The following is a 14031-nucleotide window of genomic DNA, read 5'->3' on the forward strand; positions in this document are numbered from 1 at the left end:
AGGACAAGGCGCGGGGTGGGTTGCCGGCCGCCATGCTGGCGGCCTCGTGTTGGCTTGCCGCGCGGGCGGCGGGCCGGGCCACTGGTGGTGGGGCCTGGGCGGGGCCATCTGCTGTGCCGTTGTCCCGCCGGAGGTCCGATGCACGCCGTTTCCACCAGCCTGTTGCTGCCGCTGCGGCAGATCACCGAGCCTGGCTTCCGCTGGCCGCTGCTGAAGGGCGTGCTGGGCGCCCTGCTGGCCTTTGGCGGGCTGATCTGGCTGGCGGATTGGGGCGTGTCCTCCCTGGTCGGCGGCGAGGGGTGGCTGGCTACCCTCGCCGGGGTGTTGGGCGGGGTGCTGGTGCTGGTTTCCGCCGTGTGGCTGTTCGTGCCGGTGATGCTGGGCATCGCCAGCCTGTTCCTGGACGAGGTGGCCGAGGCGGTGGAGCGGCGATACTACCCTGCCCTGCCGCCCGCCGTGGGGTCCGGCCTGCATTCGCAGGTCTGGGCCGGCGTGGTGCTGGGCCTGAAGATGCTGGCGCTGACGATCGTGGTGATGCTGCTGACATTGTTCGCGCCGCCGCTGGGGGCCGTGTGCTTCTGGGTGCTGGCTGCCATCTCGCTCGGCAACGGGTTGTTCGAGGGGGTGGCGCAGCGCCGCATGTCCGTGCCCGAGGCCAGCGCGCTGCGGCGGCGGCTGCGCTGGCCGGTCTGGGCCGTGGGCGGCGTGCTGGCGGCGGCGGCGCTGGTGCCGGTGCTGAACCTGGCGGTGCCGGTATGGGGCACGGCGGCGATGACGCACCTGATGCAGCGGGTGAAGCAAGGGGCGCCGGGCTGACGGGCGGGCTTGCTTGGTGAGAAGGAAGGAAGGAAGGCCGGGGAAGGAGTTCCCCGGACCCCTTATTTTCTTCTTCGAGTTTTAGCGGGCGGTGGACATGCCGAATGATGTGACAGCCGTCGCCGCCGGATTTTGGATTTATCCAGGGGCCAACTGGCAAACGTGAGGCATCACGAAAAACTCGCAGAAAAAAGATGGGGTCCGGGGAATTCCTTCCCCGACCTTCCCTCCGAAGCCCCGCCGGCGCGTCCCGGCGGGGCTTTTTGCGTCAGGCGGCGAGCTTGCGCGCGAGCAGGGCGTCGGCGGCGGTGCCGAGTTCGCGCACGACCTGTTCCGACAGGGCCGGCAGGGGCTCGCGCGTCAGGCGCCAGGCCATGTCCTGCTTGCGGTGGGCGATCATGGCCTTGAGGGCGGGGATGATCGGGTGGGTAAAGGCCAGCTCGATCAGCGGCGCGATGTGCGGGCTGTCCTCGCCACGCTTGGCGGGGCCTTGCAGCAGTTCGGGCACGATGTTGGCCATGCCGCAGATGGTGCCGCTGCCGCCTTCGCGCACGGCGCGGGCCAGCTGGCGTTCGTCGCCGACGAGGATCTGCAGGTCACGGTGGTCGGCCAGCAGGGCGGCGGTGTTGTCCCAGCTGCCGGAGCTGTCCTTCACCCCGGCCACCGTGCCCGGGAAGGCGGCGCGCAGGCGGCCGACGAGCGCAGGCGAGATGCCGACGCCGGTCATGGACGGGATGTGGTAGAGGAACACCCGCGTGCGGCCCGCGAGTGGCGCGATGACGCGGGAGAACCAGGCGAAGAGGGAGTCGTCGCTGACCTGACGGAAGTAGCAGGGCGGCGCGATCAGCAGGCCGGAGCAGCCGGCGGCCAGGGCGGTCTCGGCCTGGGCCAGTGCGTCTTCCTCCGTCAGCGTCATGACGCCGCAGAGCAGGCGGCCCTGGGCGTTGAGGCCCGCTGCCGCGAAGGCGGCGAAGGCGGCCTGGCGCGGGGCGATGCCGAAGGACGGTCCCTCCCCCGTTGTGCCGAACAGGGTCAGGCTGTCGCAGCCGCCATCAAGGCAGGCCTGCGCATGGGCGGTGAAGCGGGGCAGGTCGATGGCGCCAGTGGCCGTGACGGGGGTGGCGATGGCGCAGCCCAGGCCGAAAGGCCCGGATGAAGCAGAAGCCGACATCGGACGGTGATTTCCCTGTGAGGTCCGCGGCGCCTGATTCACGGCGGCGCCGTTGGGTGGAAAGCTAGCACAGCGGTTGGGCGGGGAAACAAGCGTCTTGCCCATGGCTATTCGGCCATGCATTGCGCACAAGAAACGTTGAGGCGATTTTATTTGATATTGCCGAAGCATCGGCGCTTGCCTACCTCCGCCGCCAAAGAAGAGCGGCCCCGTGGAGGACGATTCTATGACGCCGAGATGCCTGTTGACTGCCGGCCTGCTCGCTTCCGTCCTGACGCTGGCGGCACCGGTGGGTGCCATGGCGCAGGGCGCCACGCCGACGCCGCCCGCCGCCGGTGGTTCCGCTGCCAGTGGTTCCGCCGCCATGCCACGCCAGCCCACCGCCGCGCAGGCCGCGCAGCAGGAGCGGATGCGGACCTGCAACACCCAGGCCGGCACCAACAAGCTGGCCGGCGAGGCGCGCCGCACTTTCCTGAGCGATTGCCTGGCCGGGCGCACGCCGGCCGCTGCGGCACCGGCCGCCGGGGCGCCGACCACGCAGCAGGACCGGATGCGGACCTGCAACACACAGGCGGGCAGCCGCAGCCTGGCGGGGGATGCACGGCGCAGCTTCATGAGCCAGTGCCTCTCGGGCGCCGCGGCGCCGCGCTGAGGATAGGCGGCGGATCGGGCGTTACCGCGCCGTCCGGACGCAGGTCCGGGAGGCGGTGTTCCGGGCCTTGGCGCGCGCGGGGCGTTGGCGCGATCGTCACGGGTCGGCTTGACCGGCAGCGTGGTCGCGCCTGACGAACAGCGGATGGGATCTGGGCGAGATCGACATCCGGGCTTGGCAGGAAGGCTGGGGAATTCCTTCCCCTGCCCCTCCTTCCGGCGCCGGCCTGGATGCCGATCGGCGTTAGTGCCCGGCTTCGTCGCCGAATTGCAGGTCCAGCCCCTCCGCCGCCCAGCCGGCGCGGATGGCGGCACGGTCGACCTCGCCGGAGGGGTTGGCCTTGCGGGGGCCGGTGGCCAGGGACGGGCGGCGCTTCTGGTGCCAGATGCCCAGCAGGCGGCGCAGTTCCGGCAGCGGTGCCGCGTGGTCGTCCACGCGGATGTCGAGGTCGGGGAAATCCTCGGTGGTGATGAGCTTCATGGCGGCGGACTGGCGGCCGCGGCGGTCGCCGCCTGCCTGCTCTCCCGCGTCCATGGCCTGCATCATGCGCTCGGGCAGGGGCTGGGCGGCGTCGGCGGCCTGCAGGCTGGCGAGGGTATCCGCCACCACGGCGGGCCCGGCCAGCATGTTGCCGGCGACGCTGAAGCCGGGCGCGGCGGCGGAGCCGGCCCAGATGACGCAGCTGGAACCAGTCCAGGCGGCGCTGCGGCCGCGGCGGTCGATGGCGTGGACCTGGCGGTAGGCGCTGTTGGCGTCGCCGGCCAGGGCGGACTGGATGGCGGCTTCCGGCGTCAGGCCGCGTTCCAGCGCATCCAGCACCGCCGGGCCGAGATAGCGGTTGGTGAAGGACTGGGTGGAGACGGCGCCGACGCCCGCGCGCAGATACGGGCAGGAGGCGCCGACCGCGAAGGCGCAGGTGGCGACGGCGACGCCGAAGGCGCCGGTGCGGGGGTCATGGGCAAGGATGGACCAGGTCATGCGTGCGGCCTCGGCAGGTGGGATGCCAAGGGTTCGTGGGAATGGCGGTTTGTTCAAGGGGCAATGGCACATTCCCTGTCACGCCTGTGATCGGCCGGCTGGTTGACATCGCGTGGTCCCGGCGGCTCCTTTCCCGTAACAAACCGGGGGCGGGCGTGGCCGCCGCCGGTGCCAGCGGGCGGGATATGCCGGACCAGCCAGACACGCCTTGCCCCGATGCCCTGCGCCGCGTGGCGCTGCCGCGCGATGATGCGTTTCCGCACCGGGCGGAGGCGCTGGGCTTCGGGTTCCACTCGCCGGATGGCCGTGAGTACTGGGCGCGCGACGCCTGCTACGTGCTGCGCGCCACGGTGGCGGAGCGCATGGCGCTTGCGGCGCGGGAGCTGGAGCAGATGATTGAGGCCGCCGCCGATGCGGTGGTGCAACGGGGCGACTATCAGGGCTTTGGATTCAGCCCGCGCCTGATGGCGTTGGTGGAGGCGTCCCACCGCGCGGCGGAACCCTCGCTCTACGGGCGGTTTGATTTCCGGCTGGCAGCCGATGGCGGCTTGAAGCTTTACGAATTCAATGCGGAGACACCGGCGGCGCTGCTGGAAGCGGCGGTGGTGCAATTGGCGTGGTTCGAGCAGGCGACCGGCCTGCCGGCGGGCGCGGAGCAGTGGAACGCCATCGACGACGCGCTGGTGGCGCGCTGGCCGGCGATGGGGCTGCCGCACCAGGTGTATTTCGCGGCGGAGCGCGACCGGGAGGACGAGATCGCCCAGGTGGCCTACCTGATGGCCACCGCGCGCGCGGCCGGGCACGCGGCGAGCTTCCTGCCCGTGGACGACATCTCCTGGCATGCCCAGGACGGGCTGGTGACGCCGGAGGGCGCGCGGCTGGAGGCCTGCTTCAAGCTGTATCCGTGGGACTGGCTGGATGCGGAGGAAGGCGGCTGGTTGCTGCCGCGCGGCGGCACCCGGTGGATCGAGCCCGCCCGGCGGATGCTGCATGCCAACAAAGCCATCCTGGCCGAGCTGTGGCGGATGTTTCCGGGCCACCCGCTGTTGCTGCCGGCCTCGCTGGATCGGAGCGCGATCGACGGTGCCGCCATCGGCAAGCCGGCGCTGGGGCTGGAAGGGCATGGCATGACGATCGAGGATGCGGCCTCCGCCGATGCGTCGACGGAGATGCCGGAGGAGCTGCCGCCCTCCCCCACCATCTGGCAGCAATGGGCGCCGTTGCCGGCGCATGATGCCGGCGGCGTGCCGGCCTATCCGGTGATGGGGGTGTGGTCGGTCGGCGGCGAGCCGTGCGGGCTGGGCATCCGCGAAGGCGATGGGTTGGTGACCACGTTGGAGGACCGTTTCGTGCCGCATATTCTGCTGTGAGCGATTCCATGCTTCCCTTGCGCCGACTGCGAACTTCCACGCCAGACCTGTTCCAGCACCGCCTGCGCGCGCTGGGCCTGCTGGAGCCCGGGCCGGATGGTGCGCCCTACTGGAACACGGGCGCCGCCTACGCGCTGGCGCCCGCCGTCGCGCTGACCTGGCTGAACGCGGCGGACGCGGTGCACGACATGTGCCTGAAGGCCATCAACACCATTGTGCGGGAGCGCGACTACGCGGCCTTCGGCATCGAGAATGCGGGGATGATCGCGGCGATCGAGCGTTCGTGGCAGGCGCGGGAGACGACGTTCCTGGGCCGCATGGATTTCAGCCTGGGCGCGGATGGCGTGCCGAAGCTGTTGGATTACGAGGCGGACGGGCCGGTCTGCCTGCCCGAGGCGTCCTACCTGCAATGGGAATGGTTCGAGGCCTGGAAGGCCGCCGGGGGGCGCGGCGGCGAGGACCAGGAGAACCTGGTCTATGAGAAGCTGATCGCGATGTGGAAGGGGCTGCGGCTGGGCGGGCGGCTGTGCATCGCCAGCGGCGGCGATGCCGATGGCGACGGCAACCCGCTGGACACCGCCGAGCGCTTCACCGCCGAGTATCTGGCCGAGACCGCCAGGGAAGTCGGCCTCGACGTGCATCTGTGCGGCATCGGCCAGGTGGGCTGGGATACCGAGGCCCTGCGCTTCACCGATGCCGACGACCAGGTGCTGGAGCTGCTGGTGAAGCTGTACCCGTGGCACTGGATGGAGCGGGAGACGAATGCCGACGCGCTGCCGTTGAGTAAGACGCGCTTCCTGCCCCAGGCCTGGACGCGCCTGCTGGCGGACAAGGCGTTGCTGGCGGTGCTGTGGCGCATGTTCCCGGACTCGCCCTACCTGCTGCCGGCGGCGCTGGAGCCGGGCATGCTGGACATGCCTGCGGTGGCCAAGCCGCGCCGGGGCTGGGATGGCGAGGGTGTCAGCCTGCCCGGCCAGCCGAGCGCGACAGACCGTGGCCCGCTGGTCTGGCAGGCGCATTGCCCGCTGCCGGTGCTGGATGGTGTGCATGCCGCGCCCAGCGTGTGGATGGTGGATGGCGAAGCCGCTGGCCTGTCCTTCCGCGAATCCAACGGGCCGGTCACGCGCATCGACGCGCGCTTCGTGCCGCATATGCTGTTGCCGCCATGATGCGGGCTGCCGCTTCGCCCGCCTTTCGTGCTCTCACTCAGGAATTGCCGCATGCAGGCCGCTGATATCCTCGCCGTGTTTCCGGCCACGCTGCTGAGCTTCGTCACCGCCTTCGGGCTGGGGGCGCTGTTCTGGGTGGTGGGGCTGATGGTGATCTCCTTCGCCACGCCGCAGCGGGAATTGGCGCTGCTGCGCGCGGGCAACCTGCCGACGGCCATCGCCTTCGGCGGCAAGGCGGTGGGGATGGTGCTGCCGATCGCGGCCGTGGCCCGCAGTGCGGCCGGGCCGCTGGACCAGGCGATCTGGTGCATCGTCGCCGTGCTGGTGCAGTTGCTGGTGCACCTGGTGCTCTCGGCGGTGCTGCAGGGCCGGCTGAAGGCGGAGATCGAGGCGGACGAGGTCGGCGGCGGCGCCGTGTTCATCGCGTTTATCCAGATCGGCGCGGGCATCCTGAACAATGCTTGCATGGCGGGCTGAGCGATGAGCGCCGGGCCGGGCATACGCCTCGGCCGCTCCCGCACCGTGCGGGCGGCGGCGTTGGTGACGGTAGGGCTGGCGGCGACGGCCTGCGGCGACGAGACGCCGCCGCCCGATACGCCGCTGGATACGGTGCAGCGGCAGGAGATCTGCGAAGCCGCGCATCGGCGCCTGGGCGAGGACCCGGCGCATTGCGCGGCGCTGGAGCGCGTGGCGCAGCGCGAGCACAGCGCCACGCGGCCGCATTTCGCGTTGGCGGCGAATTGCGAGGCGGCCTTCGGGGCCGGCGCGTGCGAGGGCGAGGCCAGCCCTCTGGGGCGTGGCCAGTCCTGGCGCCCGGTGCTGGTGGGGTGGAACACCCGGCCGGGCGGCGGCGCGCCGGACCCGGTGGTGCGGGACCGGGAGGGGCAGGCCTGGGCGCTGTACGCATCCGGCCTGCAGCCGCAACCGGTGCAGGATGCCGTTGTCGGCGAGCCGGCGGAGGCGCTGAGCCTCCCGCAGCGCTCCGCCTATCCGCGGCGGGCGCCGGTCTATGACGACCGGGCGGGGTGCGAGGCGGGTTGGGGCCGTTGCGAGAGCACCGTGCTGCTCAACCGCTTCGTCGAGCAACGGGTATGCGAGGCGGTTTGGACCACCTGTACCGAGGTGACGCTGCCGGGCGAGGCCACGCTGGCCAGTTCCTCCAACGGCGGCGGCGGCGGCAGCAGCGGCGCGCATGGGCGCTTCATCTGGTGGGGCAGCTACAATTCCGGTTGGCGGGACCGCTACGCAGCCAGCTACGCGCCGCGCTGGCAGGGTTGGGGGTGGACCAGCAACCGGGTGCCGGTGGCCACCTATGCCAGCCGTACCGGCGGGGCCCAGGCCTGGGATACCAGCGGCCAGCGGCTGACGCCGGCCCGCAGCCTGGCGAGCATTGCCGGGGACCGGGCGGGGTCGGCGCTTTCCACCCGTACCGAGACCATCGCGCGGGCGGGCTTCGGCTCCACCGGGCGTTCGATGTCGGCGGGGGGCTGAGGAATGGCGAGCGTGAGTTTCAGCCGGCCGCCGGAGACCTGGCTGGGGGATGCGCAGCGGCGGTTGCTGCTGGTGTTGATGCTGGCCGCGGCGGCGCTGGGGCTGGTGGGCTGGCTGATGCCGCCGAACGGCCTGCTCTACTGGGTGGCGCTGGTGGCCGCGCCCTCGGTGGCGGCGGTGCTGGGCTATGTGGCCGGTGGGATGCCGGCGGCGCGGCGGCTGGACCGGTTGCTGATGGGGGGCGCGCAAGCCGGGCGGGAGGGCGGCTGGACGCCCGCCCACCCTGCCCTGCTGCCGGCCGAGGCGCGGGAGGCCCTGGAACGCGCCGTGGTGCCGGCCCTGCTGGCGCAACTGACCAGCGCGGCGCGCCGGGCGCCCGCGCAGGCGGAGCCGCTGCAGGCGCTGCTGGCCAGCGCGCGGGCGGTGATGCGGCAGCCGCAGCCGCCCGCCGAGGCGACACGTCTGCTGGCCGAGTACCTGCCTGGCATGATCGTCAGCCTGGGCCATGGCCGGCGGCGGGACGGCGTGGCCGAGGCCTGCGCGTTGCTGGAAGGCGCGCTGCGCGGCCAGCCGGCGCCGGGGCTGGTGGAGCGGATGGGTCGCCTGTTGCCGGCGGCGCCGGCCGGCGGGCAGGCGCGGCCATGATGCACCGGGAACTGAATGGCGCGGCGCTGGCGCTGCTGGCGGGTGCCGTGGCGCTGTTCTGCGCCGGCCTGACCTTCGCCGTCTCGAACTGGGATGAGGCGGTGACGGACCGCGCCTATGTGGAAGCGGCACGCCGGGCGGTGGAGGCCGAGCGCAACGGCACCCTGGCCGCCGAGGAAGGCAGCATGCGCATGTGGGTGCCGCAGGACTACGCCTTGCCCTCGCCCGGTTTCCGGCTGCGGGAGGAGCAGCTGAGCCGCTCCAACGGCCCGCTGAAGGGCGCCCGATGATCACTACCCTGTTGCTGGTGCTGGGCATCGTGCTGGTGGGCTATGGCCTGTGGCGGGCCCGCCGCGTCGGCGGTGCCGACCCGGTGCGGGACCCGGAGACCCGGCTGCGGATTGCCGTGCCGCCGCGCCGGGACCTGCCGATGCTGACGCTGGAGTATCGCGGCCAGGTGCAGTTCGGCCCCGTGCAGGCGCGCTGGACCGCGCCGCCCGAGGCCGCGATGGCCTGCGGCAACCCGGACCGCGACCCGGCCCTGCCCGGCGGCGACGTGCCGGCCGGACGCTACCGTGTGCTGGAGGCTGTGGACCTGTCCGATGCGGCGGACCCGCTGCGCGACGCCTTCGGCACGCTGGCGCTGGTGCTGCGGCCGGAAGCCGGGGGGCGCGACGTGCTGCTGCACGGGCAACGCCGGCAGATCCGGCATGCCCCCGGGGGCGTCGCCGTGCTCAGCCGGGTGCTGGATGCGCTGGTGGAGCAGTTGGGCGACCCGCGCGGGCTGCGGGTGGAGATCGAACGCCGCAGCATCCGGCGGCGGGGCTGGGGCGGCACGGGGCGGGAGATACGGGGTTAGAGGGCGGCCGCCCTGGGAAGTGCGGGGCGATCTTTGGGCAGGGCGACGCTGGGCTGAGTGGGCGATCAGCCGGGGAGCGGGTCGCTGGCGGCGATGTAGAGCGCGGCGATGCGCTCGATGCCCAGGCGGTCGGCTTCGGTGAAGCGGCCGGGGATGGGGCTGTCCAGGTCGATGACGCCGATCACCTGGCCATCCCGCAGCAGCGGCACCACCAGTTCGGAGCGTGAGGCGGCGTCGCAGGCGATGTGGCCGGGGAAGGCGTGCACGTCCTCCACCAGGACCGAGCTGCCGCGCTGCGCGGCGGTGCCGCAGACGCCGCGGCCGCTGGCGATGCGGACACAGGCTGGCTTGCCCTGGAACGGGCCCAGCACCAGTTCCCCGCCCGGGCGCAGGAAGTAGAAGCCGGCCCAGTTGAGGTCCGGCAGCAACTGGAACAGCAGGGCCGAGGTGTTGGCGGCGTTGGCGATGGCATCGCGCTCGCCATGCAGCAGGGCGGCCAGGGATTCGGCGATCTCGGCATGCAAGGCGGCCGGGTCGGTGGCGGTGATGGTCGGGGCTTCGAACATGGCGGTAGTCCCTTCGGCAATCCCGGCTTGAGCGGGGCGGCGTGGGCCGTGCGATGGCGGCTCTATAGCGCGTGGCACGTGCGGACGCAGGGCCAAGCTATCGCCAGGAAGTTGAATGTTGCCAATGTCATAGCGCGGGGTGTGGCAGGAATACATCTTGGGGTAGCTTTTCTTACAAAGGCGCTAAACCTGTAATTGCATTGAGCGAAAACATGTTACTTTCTCGTACGGTCACAAAGGCCCTGAGCAGGCCCGTAGGGAAAGCCGAAAACCATGGCGCCATTCGTGCAGTTTCGCGTCACCGCAGACTGGGGGGACGGCTTCAACGGGGAGATCACCCTGTTCGCCGGGGATGACCCGCTGCGGAACTGGTCCCTCGGCTTCCTGGCGCCGTTCACCATCGACGCGATGTGGACCAGCGGGTCGATCACCTCGGTGCAGGATGGGTTGATCACCGTCTCGGGCGCCGAGTGGAATGCCAATGTCGCGGCGGGAAAGTCCGCCACCTTCGGCTTCACCGCGGCGCGCGGCGATAGCGGCACGGATATGCCGACCGCCTTCCTCCTGGATGGCGCGCCGGTGGCGGCGCCCAGCCTCTCGGTCGGCGACGTGACGGTCAGCGAGGCGCTGCACAGCCTGACCTTCACGGTGACGCTGTCCTCCGCCTCCTCCCTCCCCGTCTCAGTAGATTGGGGCACGGCGGATGGCTCGGCCACGGCGGGCGCGGATTACGTGGGCGGCGGCGGCAAGCTGGTGTTCGCGCCGGGCCAGACCAGCCAGACCGTGACGATCGGCCTGCTGCCCGACGCGGTGCATGAGGGGCGGGAGACCTTCGCCCTCAACCTCTCCAACGTCTCCGGCGCCAGCATCAACGACGGGCACGCGGTGGCGACCATCCTGGATGACGACGACGCGCCGAATAACGGGGCGGTCGGTGCCATCTCCACCCAGGGCAACCAGTTCGTCGACGCGAACGGGGATAATGTCCGCATCGGCGCGATCAACTGGTACGGCATGGAGACGACGCGCTTCGCCCCGGACGGGCTGGACCAGCGCAACTGGATGGACATGATGGACCAGATGGTCGGGCTGGGCTTCAACGCCATCCGCCTGCCCTTCTCCAGCCAGGCGCTGGCGGGCCATGACCTGCCGACCAACATCAACTACCAGCTGAACCCGGACCTGGTGGGGCTGACCGCCAGCGGCATCATGGACAAGATCGTCGGCTATGCCGGCGAGATCGGCATGCGGGTGCTGCTGGACCGGCACCGTGGCGAGGCCGGCGACGGGCCGAACGACAACGGCCTGTGGTACGACGCCACCTATACCGAGCAGGCCTGGATCGACGACTGGACGATGCTGGCCACGCGCTATGCCGGCAACCCGACTGTCCTGGGCGCCGACCTTTCCAACGAGCCGCATGCCGGCACCTGGGGCGATGGCAGCGCGACCGACTGGCGGGCGGCGGCGGAGCGCGCCGGCAACGCCATCCTGGCCGCGAACCCGGACTGGTTGATCGTCGTCGAGGGCACTGGCTGGTACGACGGCGAGGGCTATTGGTGGGGCGGCAACCTGATGGGGGCGACGGAGCACCCGGTGCGGCTGAACGTGCCGAACCGGCTGGTATACTCGGCGCACGACTACCCGCCATCGCTGTTCCCGCAGAGCTTCTTCAACGACCCCAACTTCCCCAATAACATGCCGGCGCTGTTCGAGAAGATGTGGGGGCACGTCTTCACCTCCGGCACCGCGCCGGTGCTGCTGGGCGAGTTCGGCAGCGGCATGACCGACGCCAAGGACGTGGCGTGGATGCAGCAGCTGGTCGCCTACCTGAACGGCGACTTCAACGTGGACGGAACGAACGACCTGGCACCGGGGAAGGAAGGGATCTCCTGGGGCTACTGGGCCTGGAACACCAATGAGGGCGCCAGCACCGGTATCCTGGACACCGACTGGAGGACGCCTGTCGAATCCAAGATGGATGCCTTGCAGACGCTGCTGGCGCAGCGCTTCCCCAGCTACGTCGCCGGGGAGCCTACCGAAGTGATGGGGCACGCACCTGCGCCTGCGGTGGACACCGCACCGGCGCTGAAGGTGGAGGCGGGCGAGAGCGTGGCGGAGCTGCCCGCCACCCCTGCCGCCGGCCTGACGGAAATGGTGCCGGGTCCGGCGGGGACGCACGAGGTGCTGCTGCAGGGCAATGCGGCCGGGGCGATCTCGCTCGGCGTGGCGCTGGGTGATGTCAGCCTGACGCGTGCGGCGGATGGACATGTCAGCGGCATGCTGTGGAACGACGCGGCCGGGGCGCATGCGGCGCGCTTCCTGAATGCCGGGCATGTCGACTTCCTGGATGGCGGCATCACCTTCCATGCCGGTTCCAGCGTCGCGGCGGTGGAAGGGCTGTACCACGCGTTGCTGGGGCGGGATGGCGACGTGGTCGGCCGCAGCTTCTGGACCGCGGCGGTGGAGGATGGCTTCAGCCTGCGCGACGTGGCGGACAGCATGCTCGCTTCGGCCGAGGCGCATGGTGCCAGCGGGGCGCATTCCAACGACGCCTTCCTGGGCCGGCTGTATGAGAGCGTGCTGTTCCGCGCCGCCGATGCCGGTGGGCTGGCCTTCTGGCGTGATGCGCTGGCGCATGGGGAGAGCCGGGCCGATGTCGCGGCCAGCTTCGTAGCCTCGGCCGAGGCGCGGCAGGACCCGGGCGGCGTGGCCGCCGCCGGGCTGCTGACGGTGGACCCGGATGCGGCCTGGATCGGCTTCAGCTTCGCGGCGCTGCACGGCCGGCAGGTGGCGGCGGGCGAGTTGGCCAGCCTGCTGGGGCAGGCGGATGCCGTCGGGCGGAGCGGGCTGCTGGCCAGCATCATGCAGGGCAGCGAGTATGCCAGCTTCCTGGGGGCGAAGGACGCCGCCGGGTTCATCCAGGGGCTGTACGAGGGGGTACTGCACCGGCCGGCCGATGCGGGCGGGCAAGCCTTCTTCACCGCCGCCCTGGCTTCGGGAACCACGCGGCAGGATGTGGCGGCTTCCTTCCTGGCGTCCCAGGAAGCGCAGCCTTACTACCACGCCTATGCCGGGCATGGCGTGGACCTGCTGTAGTTTACTGAACTTGTAGTCGGTCTAAGCGAAGATCGTGATCAGGTATCAGGCGGCCAGACCGCCATCCACCAGCAGCTCGGCGCCGTTGACATAGGCGGCGGCGGGCGAGCAGAGGAACACGGCGGCGGCGGCGACATCCTCCGCCCGGCCCAGGCGGCCGGCGGGGATGCGGGCCTCCACCGCCTGCCGGTAGGCGGGGTCCGCCAAGGCGGCGGCGTTGCCTTCGGTGGCGATGGCGCCGGGGCAGAGGATGTTGACGGTCAGACCCTGCCCGCCCAGTTGGCGCGCCAGGTTGCGGCCCAGATTGCCGATGGCGGCCTTGCTGGCGGCATAGGCCAGCTGGTGCGGGTTGGGGCGCCATTGCTGCACGCTGCCCAGCAGCAGTACCCTGCCCTGCCCGCCCTGCCGCAACCCCGGCAGCGCCGCGCGCACCAGCAACAGGCTGGCGCGTACATTCACCGCCCAGTGCAGGTCGGCCCCCAGCGGATCGATCGCTTCCAGTGCCACGCGCTGTTCGAAGGCGGCGTTGCAGACCAGCAGGTCCGGCGCGCCGCCGAGTGCCGTGGCGACAGCCTGCACCAAGCGGGCCGGGGCGAGCGGGTCCGCCAGATCAGCCGGCAATGCAGCGCGGGCGCCGATAGCGGCGGCGGTGGCCTGCGCTTCGTCCGCGTCATGCGCCCCTTCATGCGAGATGGCGACGCCGGCGCCGGCTGCCGCCAGGGCGGCGGCAATGGCCTTGCCGAGGCCACGGCGGCCGCCGGTGACCAGGGCGCGGCGGCCGGTCAGGTCGAGATGCATCGGGGCGCCTTTGGTGCGTTCGGGTGTGGGGCGGGCATGGCGGTTCTCATCCGGGGTGGCGATTGTTCGTCGGGATGGGCGGCGTTGTGGAGTTCATTGGGCCTGGATAGGGACTGGGAGGTGGGAGGCAGGCCGGGAAAGGAGTTCCCCGGGCCCCTTCTTTTGTTTTTGGGTTTACCGGGTGTGGTGGTGGTGAAGGGTGCTTGGTGAGGAACGGCGTGGAGCGGCCATGGATGTCGACGATGGACAGCGCGCCATGCATAGCGATTCTGAAAGATGAATGTGGGCAGCGCGGCAGGAGGAAGCTCTGCGGCCGGATGGCCGCAACGGATGCGATTTTGAACACCGACATGCGCGTGCGGAGCACGGCAGAGGCCTTCGTTTGACCAGGTGACTGGCGTGCGGCGCGGGCGATCA

15 protein-coding genes are annotated in these 14031 nt (G+C 71.1%); 11 read left to right on the forward strand and 4 right to left on the reverse strand.

Annotated elements, in window-relative coordinates:
• Positions 1-138: 138 nt before the first annotated feature.
• Positions 139-816 (forward strand): EI24 domain-containing protein, encoded by a 678-nt coding sequence (locus tag IBL26_RS08100; RefSeq protein WP_187783966.1) that lies wholly within the window; start codon positions 139-141, stop codon positions 814-816.
• Between the two features lie 268 nt (positions 817-1084).
• Here IBL26_RS08100 and IBL26_RS08105 read toward each other — a convergent pair whose 3' ends face one another.
• The gene (locus IBL26_RS08105; protein WP_187783967.1) at positions 1085-1987 is read right to left on the reverse strand and encodes a dihydrodipicolinate synthase family protein; all 903 of its coding nucleotides are present in this window, start codon (positions 1985-1987) and stop codon (positions 1085-1087) included.
• A 226-nt stretch (positions 1988-2213) separates the two neighbouring features.
• Here IBL26_RS08105 and IBL26_RS08110 point away from each other — a divergent pair, with 226 nt between their 5' ends.
• Complete coding sequence (locus IBL26_RS08110) at positions 2214-2639, forward strand: PsiF family protein (protein WP_241749142.1); 426 nt, start codon at positions 2214-2216, stop codon at positions 2637-2639.
• Between the two features lie 243 nt (positions 2640-2882).
• Here IBL26_RS08110 and IBL26_RS08115 read toward each other — a convergent pair whose 3' ends face one another.
• Positions 2883-3617 (reverse strand): DUF1028 domain-containing protein, encoded by a 735-nt coding sequence (locus IBL26_RS08115; RefSeq protein WP_187783968.1) that lies wholly within the window; start codon positions 3615-3617, stop codon positions 2883-2885.
• A 155-nt stretch (positions 3618-3772) separates the two neighbouring features.
• Here IBL26_RS08115 and IBL26_RS08120 point away from each other — a divergent pair, with 155 nt between their 5' ends.
• Genes IBL26_RS08120 through IBL26_RS08150 form a run of 7 tightly spaced genes read left to right on the forward strand, consistent with a single transcriptional unit; the run spans position 3773 to position 9151 of the window.
• A complete protein-coding gene (locus tag IBL26_RS08120) occupies positions 3773-4987 on the forward strand; it encodes a glutathionylspermidine synthase family protein (RefSeq protein ID WP_367615394.1) in 1215 nt (404 codons plus the stop codon).
• An 8-nt stretch (positions 4988-4995) separates the two neighbouring features.
• A complete protein-coding gene (locus tag IBL26_RS08125; protein ID WP_187783969.1) occupies positions 4996-6156 on the forward strand; it encodes a glutathionylspermidine synthase family protein in 1161 nt (386 codons plus the stop codon).
• Positions 6157-6207: 51 nt separating this feature from the next.
• Positions 6208-6633: a DUF350 domain-containing protein gene (locus tag IBL26_RS08130; protein WP_187783970.1), complete on the forward strand. Its 426-nt coding sequence runs from the start codon at positions 6208-6210 to the stop codon at positions 6631-6633.
• A gap of 3 nt (positions 6634-6636) precedes the next feature.
• The gene (locus IBL26_RS08135; protein WP_187783971.1) at positions 6637-7647 is read left to right on the forward strand and encodes a DUF1190 domain-containing protein; all 1011 of its coding nucleotides are present in this window, start codon (positions 6637-6639) and stop codon (positions 7645-7647) included.
• Positions 7648-7659: 12 nt separating this feature from the next.
• A complete protein-coding gene (locus IBL26_RS08140) occupies positions 7660-8292 on the forward strand; it encodes a hypothetical protein (RefSeq protein WP_187783972.1) in 633 nt (210 codons plus the stop codon).
• Complete coding sequence (locus IBL26_RS08145) at positions 8289-8582, forward strand: hypothetical protein (RefSeq protein WP_187783973.1); 294 nt, start codon at positions 8289-8291, stop codon at positions 8580-8582. The genes IBL26_RS08140 and IBL26_RS08145 overlap by 4 nt, the downstream gene beginning before the upstream one ends.
• Positions 8579-9151 carry a hypothetical protein gene (locus IBL26_RS08150; protein WP_187783974.1) on the forward strand — a complete coding sequence of 191 codons (573 nt, stop codon included), beginning with the start codon at positions 8579-8581 and terminating at the stop codon, positions 9149-9151. The genes IBL26_RS08145 and IBL26_RS08150 overlap by 4 nt, the downstream gene beginning before the upstream one ends.
• A 65-nt stretch (positions 9152-9216) precedes the next feature.
• On the opposite strand, the gene IBL26_RS08155 is transcribed toward IBL26_RS08150, so the two are convergent.
• Positions 9217-9717 (reverse strand): GAF domain-containing protein, encoded by a 501-nt coding sequence (locus tag IBL26_RS08155; protein WP_187783975.1) that lies wholly within the window; start codon positions 9715-9717, stop codon positions 9217-9219.
• 273 nt (positions 9718-9990) lie between these two features.
• On the opposite strand from IBL26_RS08155, the gene IBL26_RS08160 reads away from it, so the two are divergent.
• The gene (locus IBL26_RS08160; protein ID WP_187783976.1) at positions 9991-12816 is read left to right on the forward strand and encodes a cellulase family glycosylhydrolase; all 2826 of its coding nucleotides are present in this window, start codon (positions 9991-9993) and stop codon (positions 12814-12816) included.
• Between the two features lie 45 nt (positions 12817-12861).
• Here the strand turns inward: IBL26_RS08160 and IBL26_RS08165 are convergent, their stop codons facing one another.
• Entirely contained in the window at positions 12862-13614 is a 753-nt protein-coding gene (locus IBL26_RS08165; protein WP_187783977.1) for an SDR family NAD(P)-dependent oxidoreductase, read from the reverse strand.
• Between the two features lie 233 nt (positions 13615-13847).
• Here IBL26_RS08165 and IBL26_RS08170 point away from each other — a divergent pair, with 233 nt between their 5' ends.
• Positions 13848-14000 carry a hypothetical protein gene (locus IBL26_RS08170; protein ID WP_187783978.1) on the forward strand — a complete coding sequence of 51 codons (153 nt, stop codon included), beginning with the start codon at positions 13848-13850 and terminating at the stop codon, positions 13998-14000.
• Positions 14001-14031 lie beyond the last annotated feature (31 nt).

Origin of the sequence: Teichococcus aerophilus (assembly GCF_014490485.1) — a bacterium.
In the GTDB taxonomy this organism is placed as follows: Bacteria; Pseudomonadota; Alphaproteobacteria; order Acetobacterales; family Acetobacteraceae; genus Pseudoroseomonas; species Pseudoroseomonas aerophila.

Excerpts from the sequence above, each read along its gene's own strand:
- IBL26_RS08100 (WP_187783966.1), top strand. The coding sequence starts at position 139 with ATGCACGCCGTTTCCACCAGCCTGTTGCTGCCGCTGCGGCAGATCACC.
- IBL26_RS08105 (WP_187783967.1), bottom strand. The coding sequence starts at position 1,987 with ATGTCGGCTTCTGCTTCATCCGGGCCTTTCGGCCTGGGCTGCGCCATC.
- IBL26_RS08110 (WP_241749142.1), top strand. The coding sequence starts at position 2,214 with ATGACGCCGAGATGCCTGTTGACTGCCGGCCTGCTCGCTTCCGTCCTG.
- IBL26_RS08115 (WP_187783968.1), bottom strand. The coding sequence starts at position 3,617 with ATGACCTGGTCCATCCTTGCCCATGACCCCCGCACCGGCGCCTTCGGC.
- IBL26_RS08125 (WP_187783969.1), top strand. The coding sequence starts at position 4,996 with ATGCTTCCCTTGCGCCGACTGCGAACTTCCACGCCAGACCTGTTCCAG.
- IBL26_RS08130 (WP_187783970.1), top strand. The coding sequence starts at position 6,208 with ATGCAGGCCGCTGATATCCTCGCCGTGTTTCCGGCCACGCTGCTGAGC.
- IBL26_RS08135 (WP_187783971.1), top strand. The coding sequence starts at position 6,637 with ATGAGCGCCGGGCCGGGCATACGCCTCGGCCGCTCCCGCACCGTGCGG.
- IBL26_RS08145 (WP_187783973.1), top strand. The coding sequence starts at position 8,289 with ATGATGCACCGGGAACTGAATGGCGCGGCGCTGGCGCTGCTGGCGGGT.
- IBL26_RS08150 (WP_187783974.1), top strand. The coding sequence starts at position 8,579 with ATGATCACTACCCTGTTGCTGGTGCTGGGCATCGTGCTGGTGGGCTAT.
- IBL26_RS08155 (WP_187783975.1), bottom strand. The coding sequence starts at position 9,717 with ATGTTCGAAGCCCCGACCATCACCGCCACCGACCCGGCCGCCTTGCAT.
- IBL26_RS08160 (WP_187783976.1), top strand. The coding sequence starts at position 9,991 with ATGGCGCCATTCGTGCAGTTTCGCGTCACCGCAGACTGGGGGGACGGC.
- IBL26_RS08165 (WP_187783977.1), bottom strand. The coding sequence starts at position 13,614 with ATGCATCTCGACCTGACCGGCCGCCGCGCCCTGGTCACCGGCGGCCGC.
- IBL26_RS08170 (WP_187783978.1), top strand. The coding sequence starts at position 13,848 with ATGTCGACGATGGACAGCGCGCCATGCATAGCGATTCTGAAAGATGAA.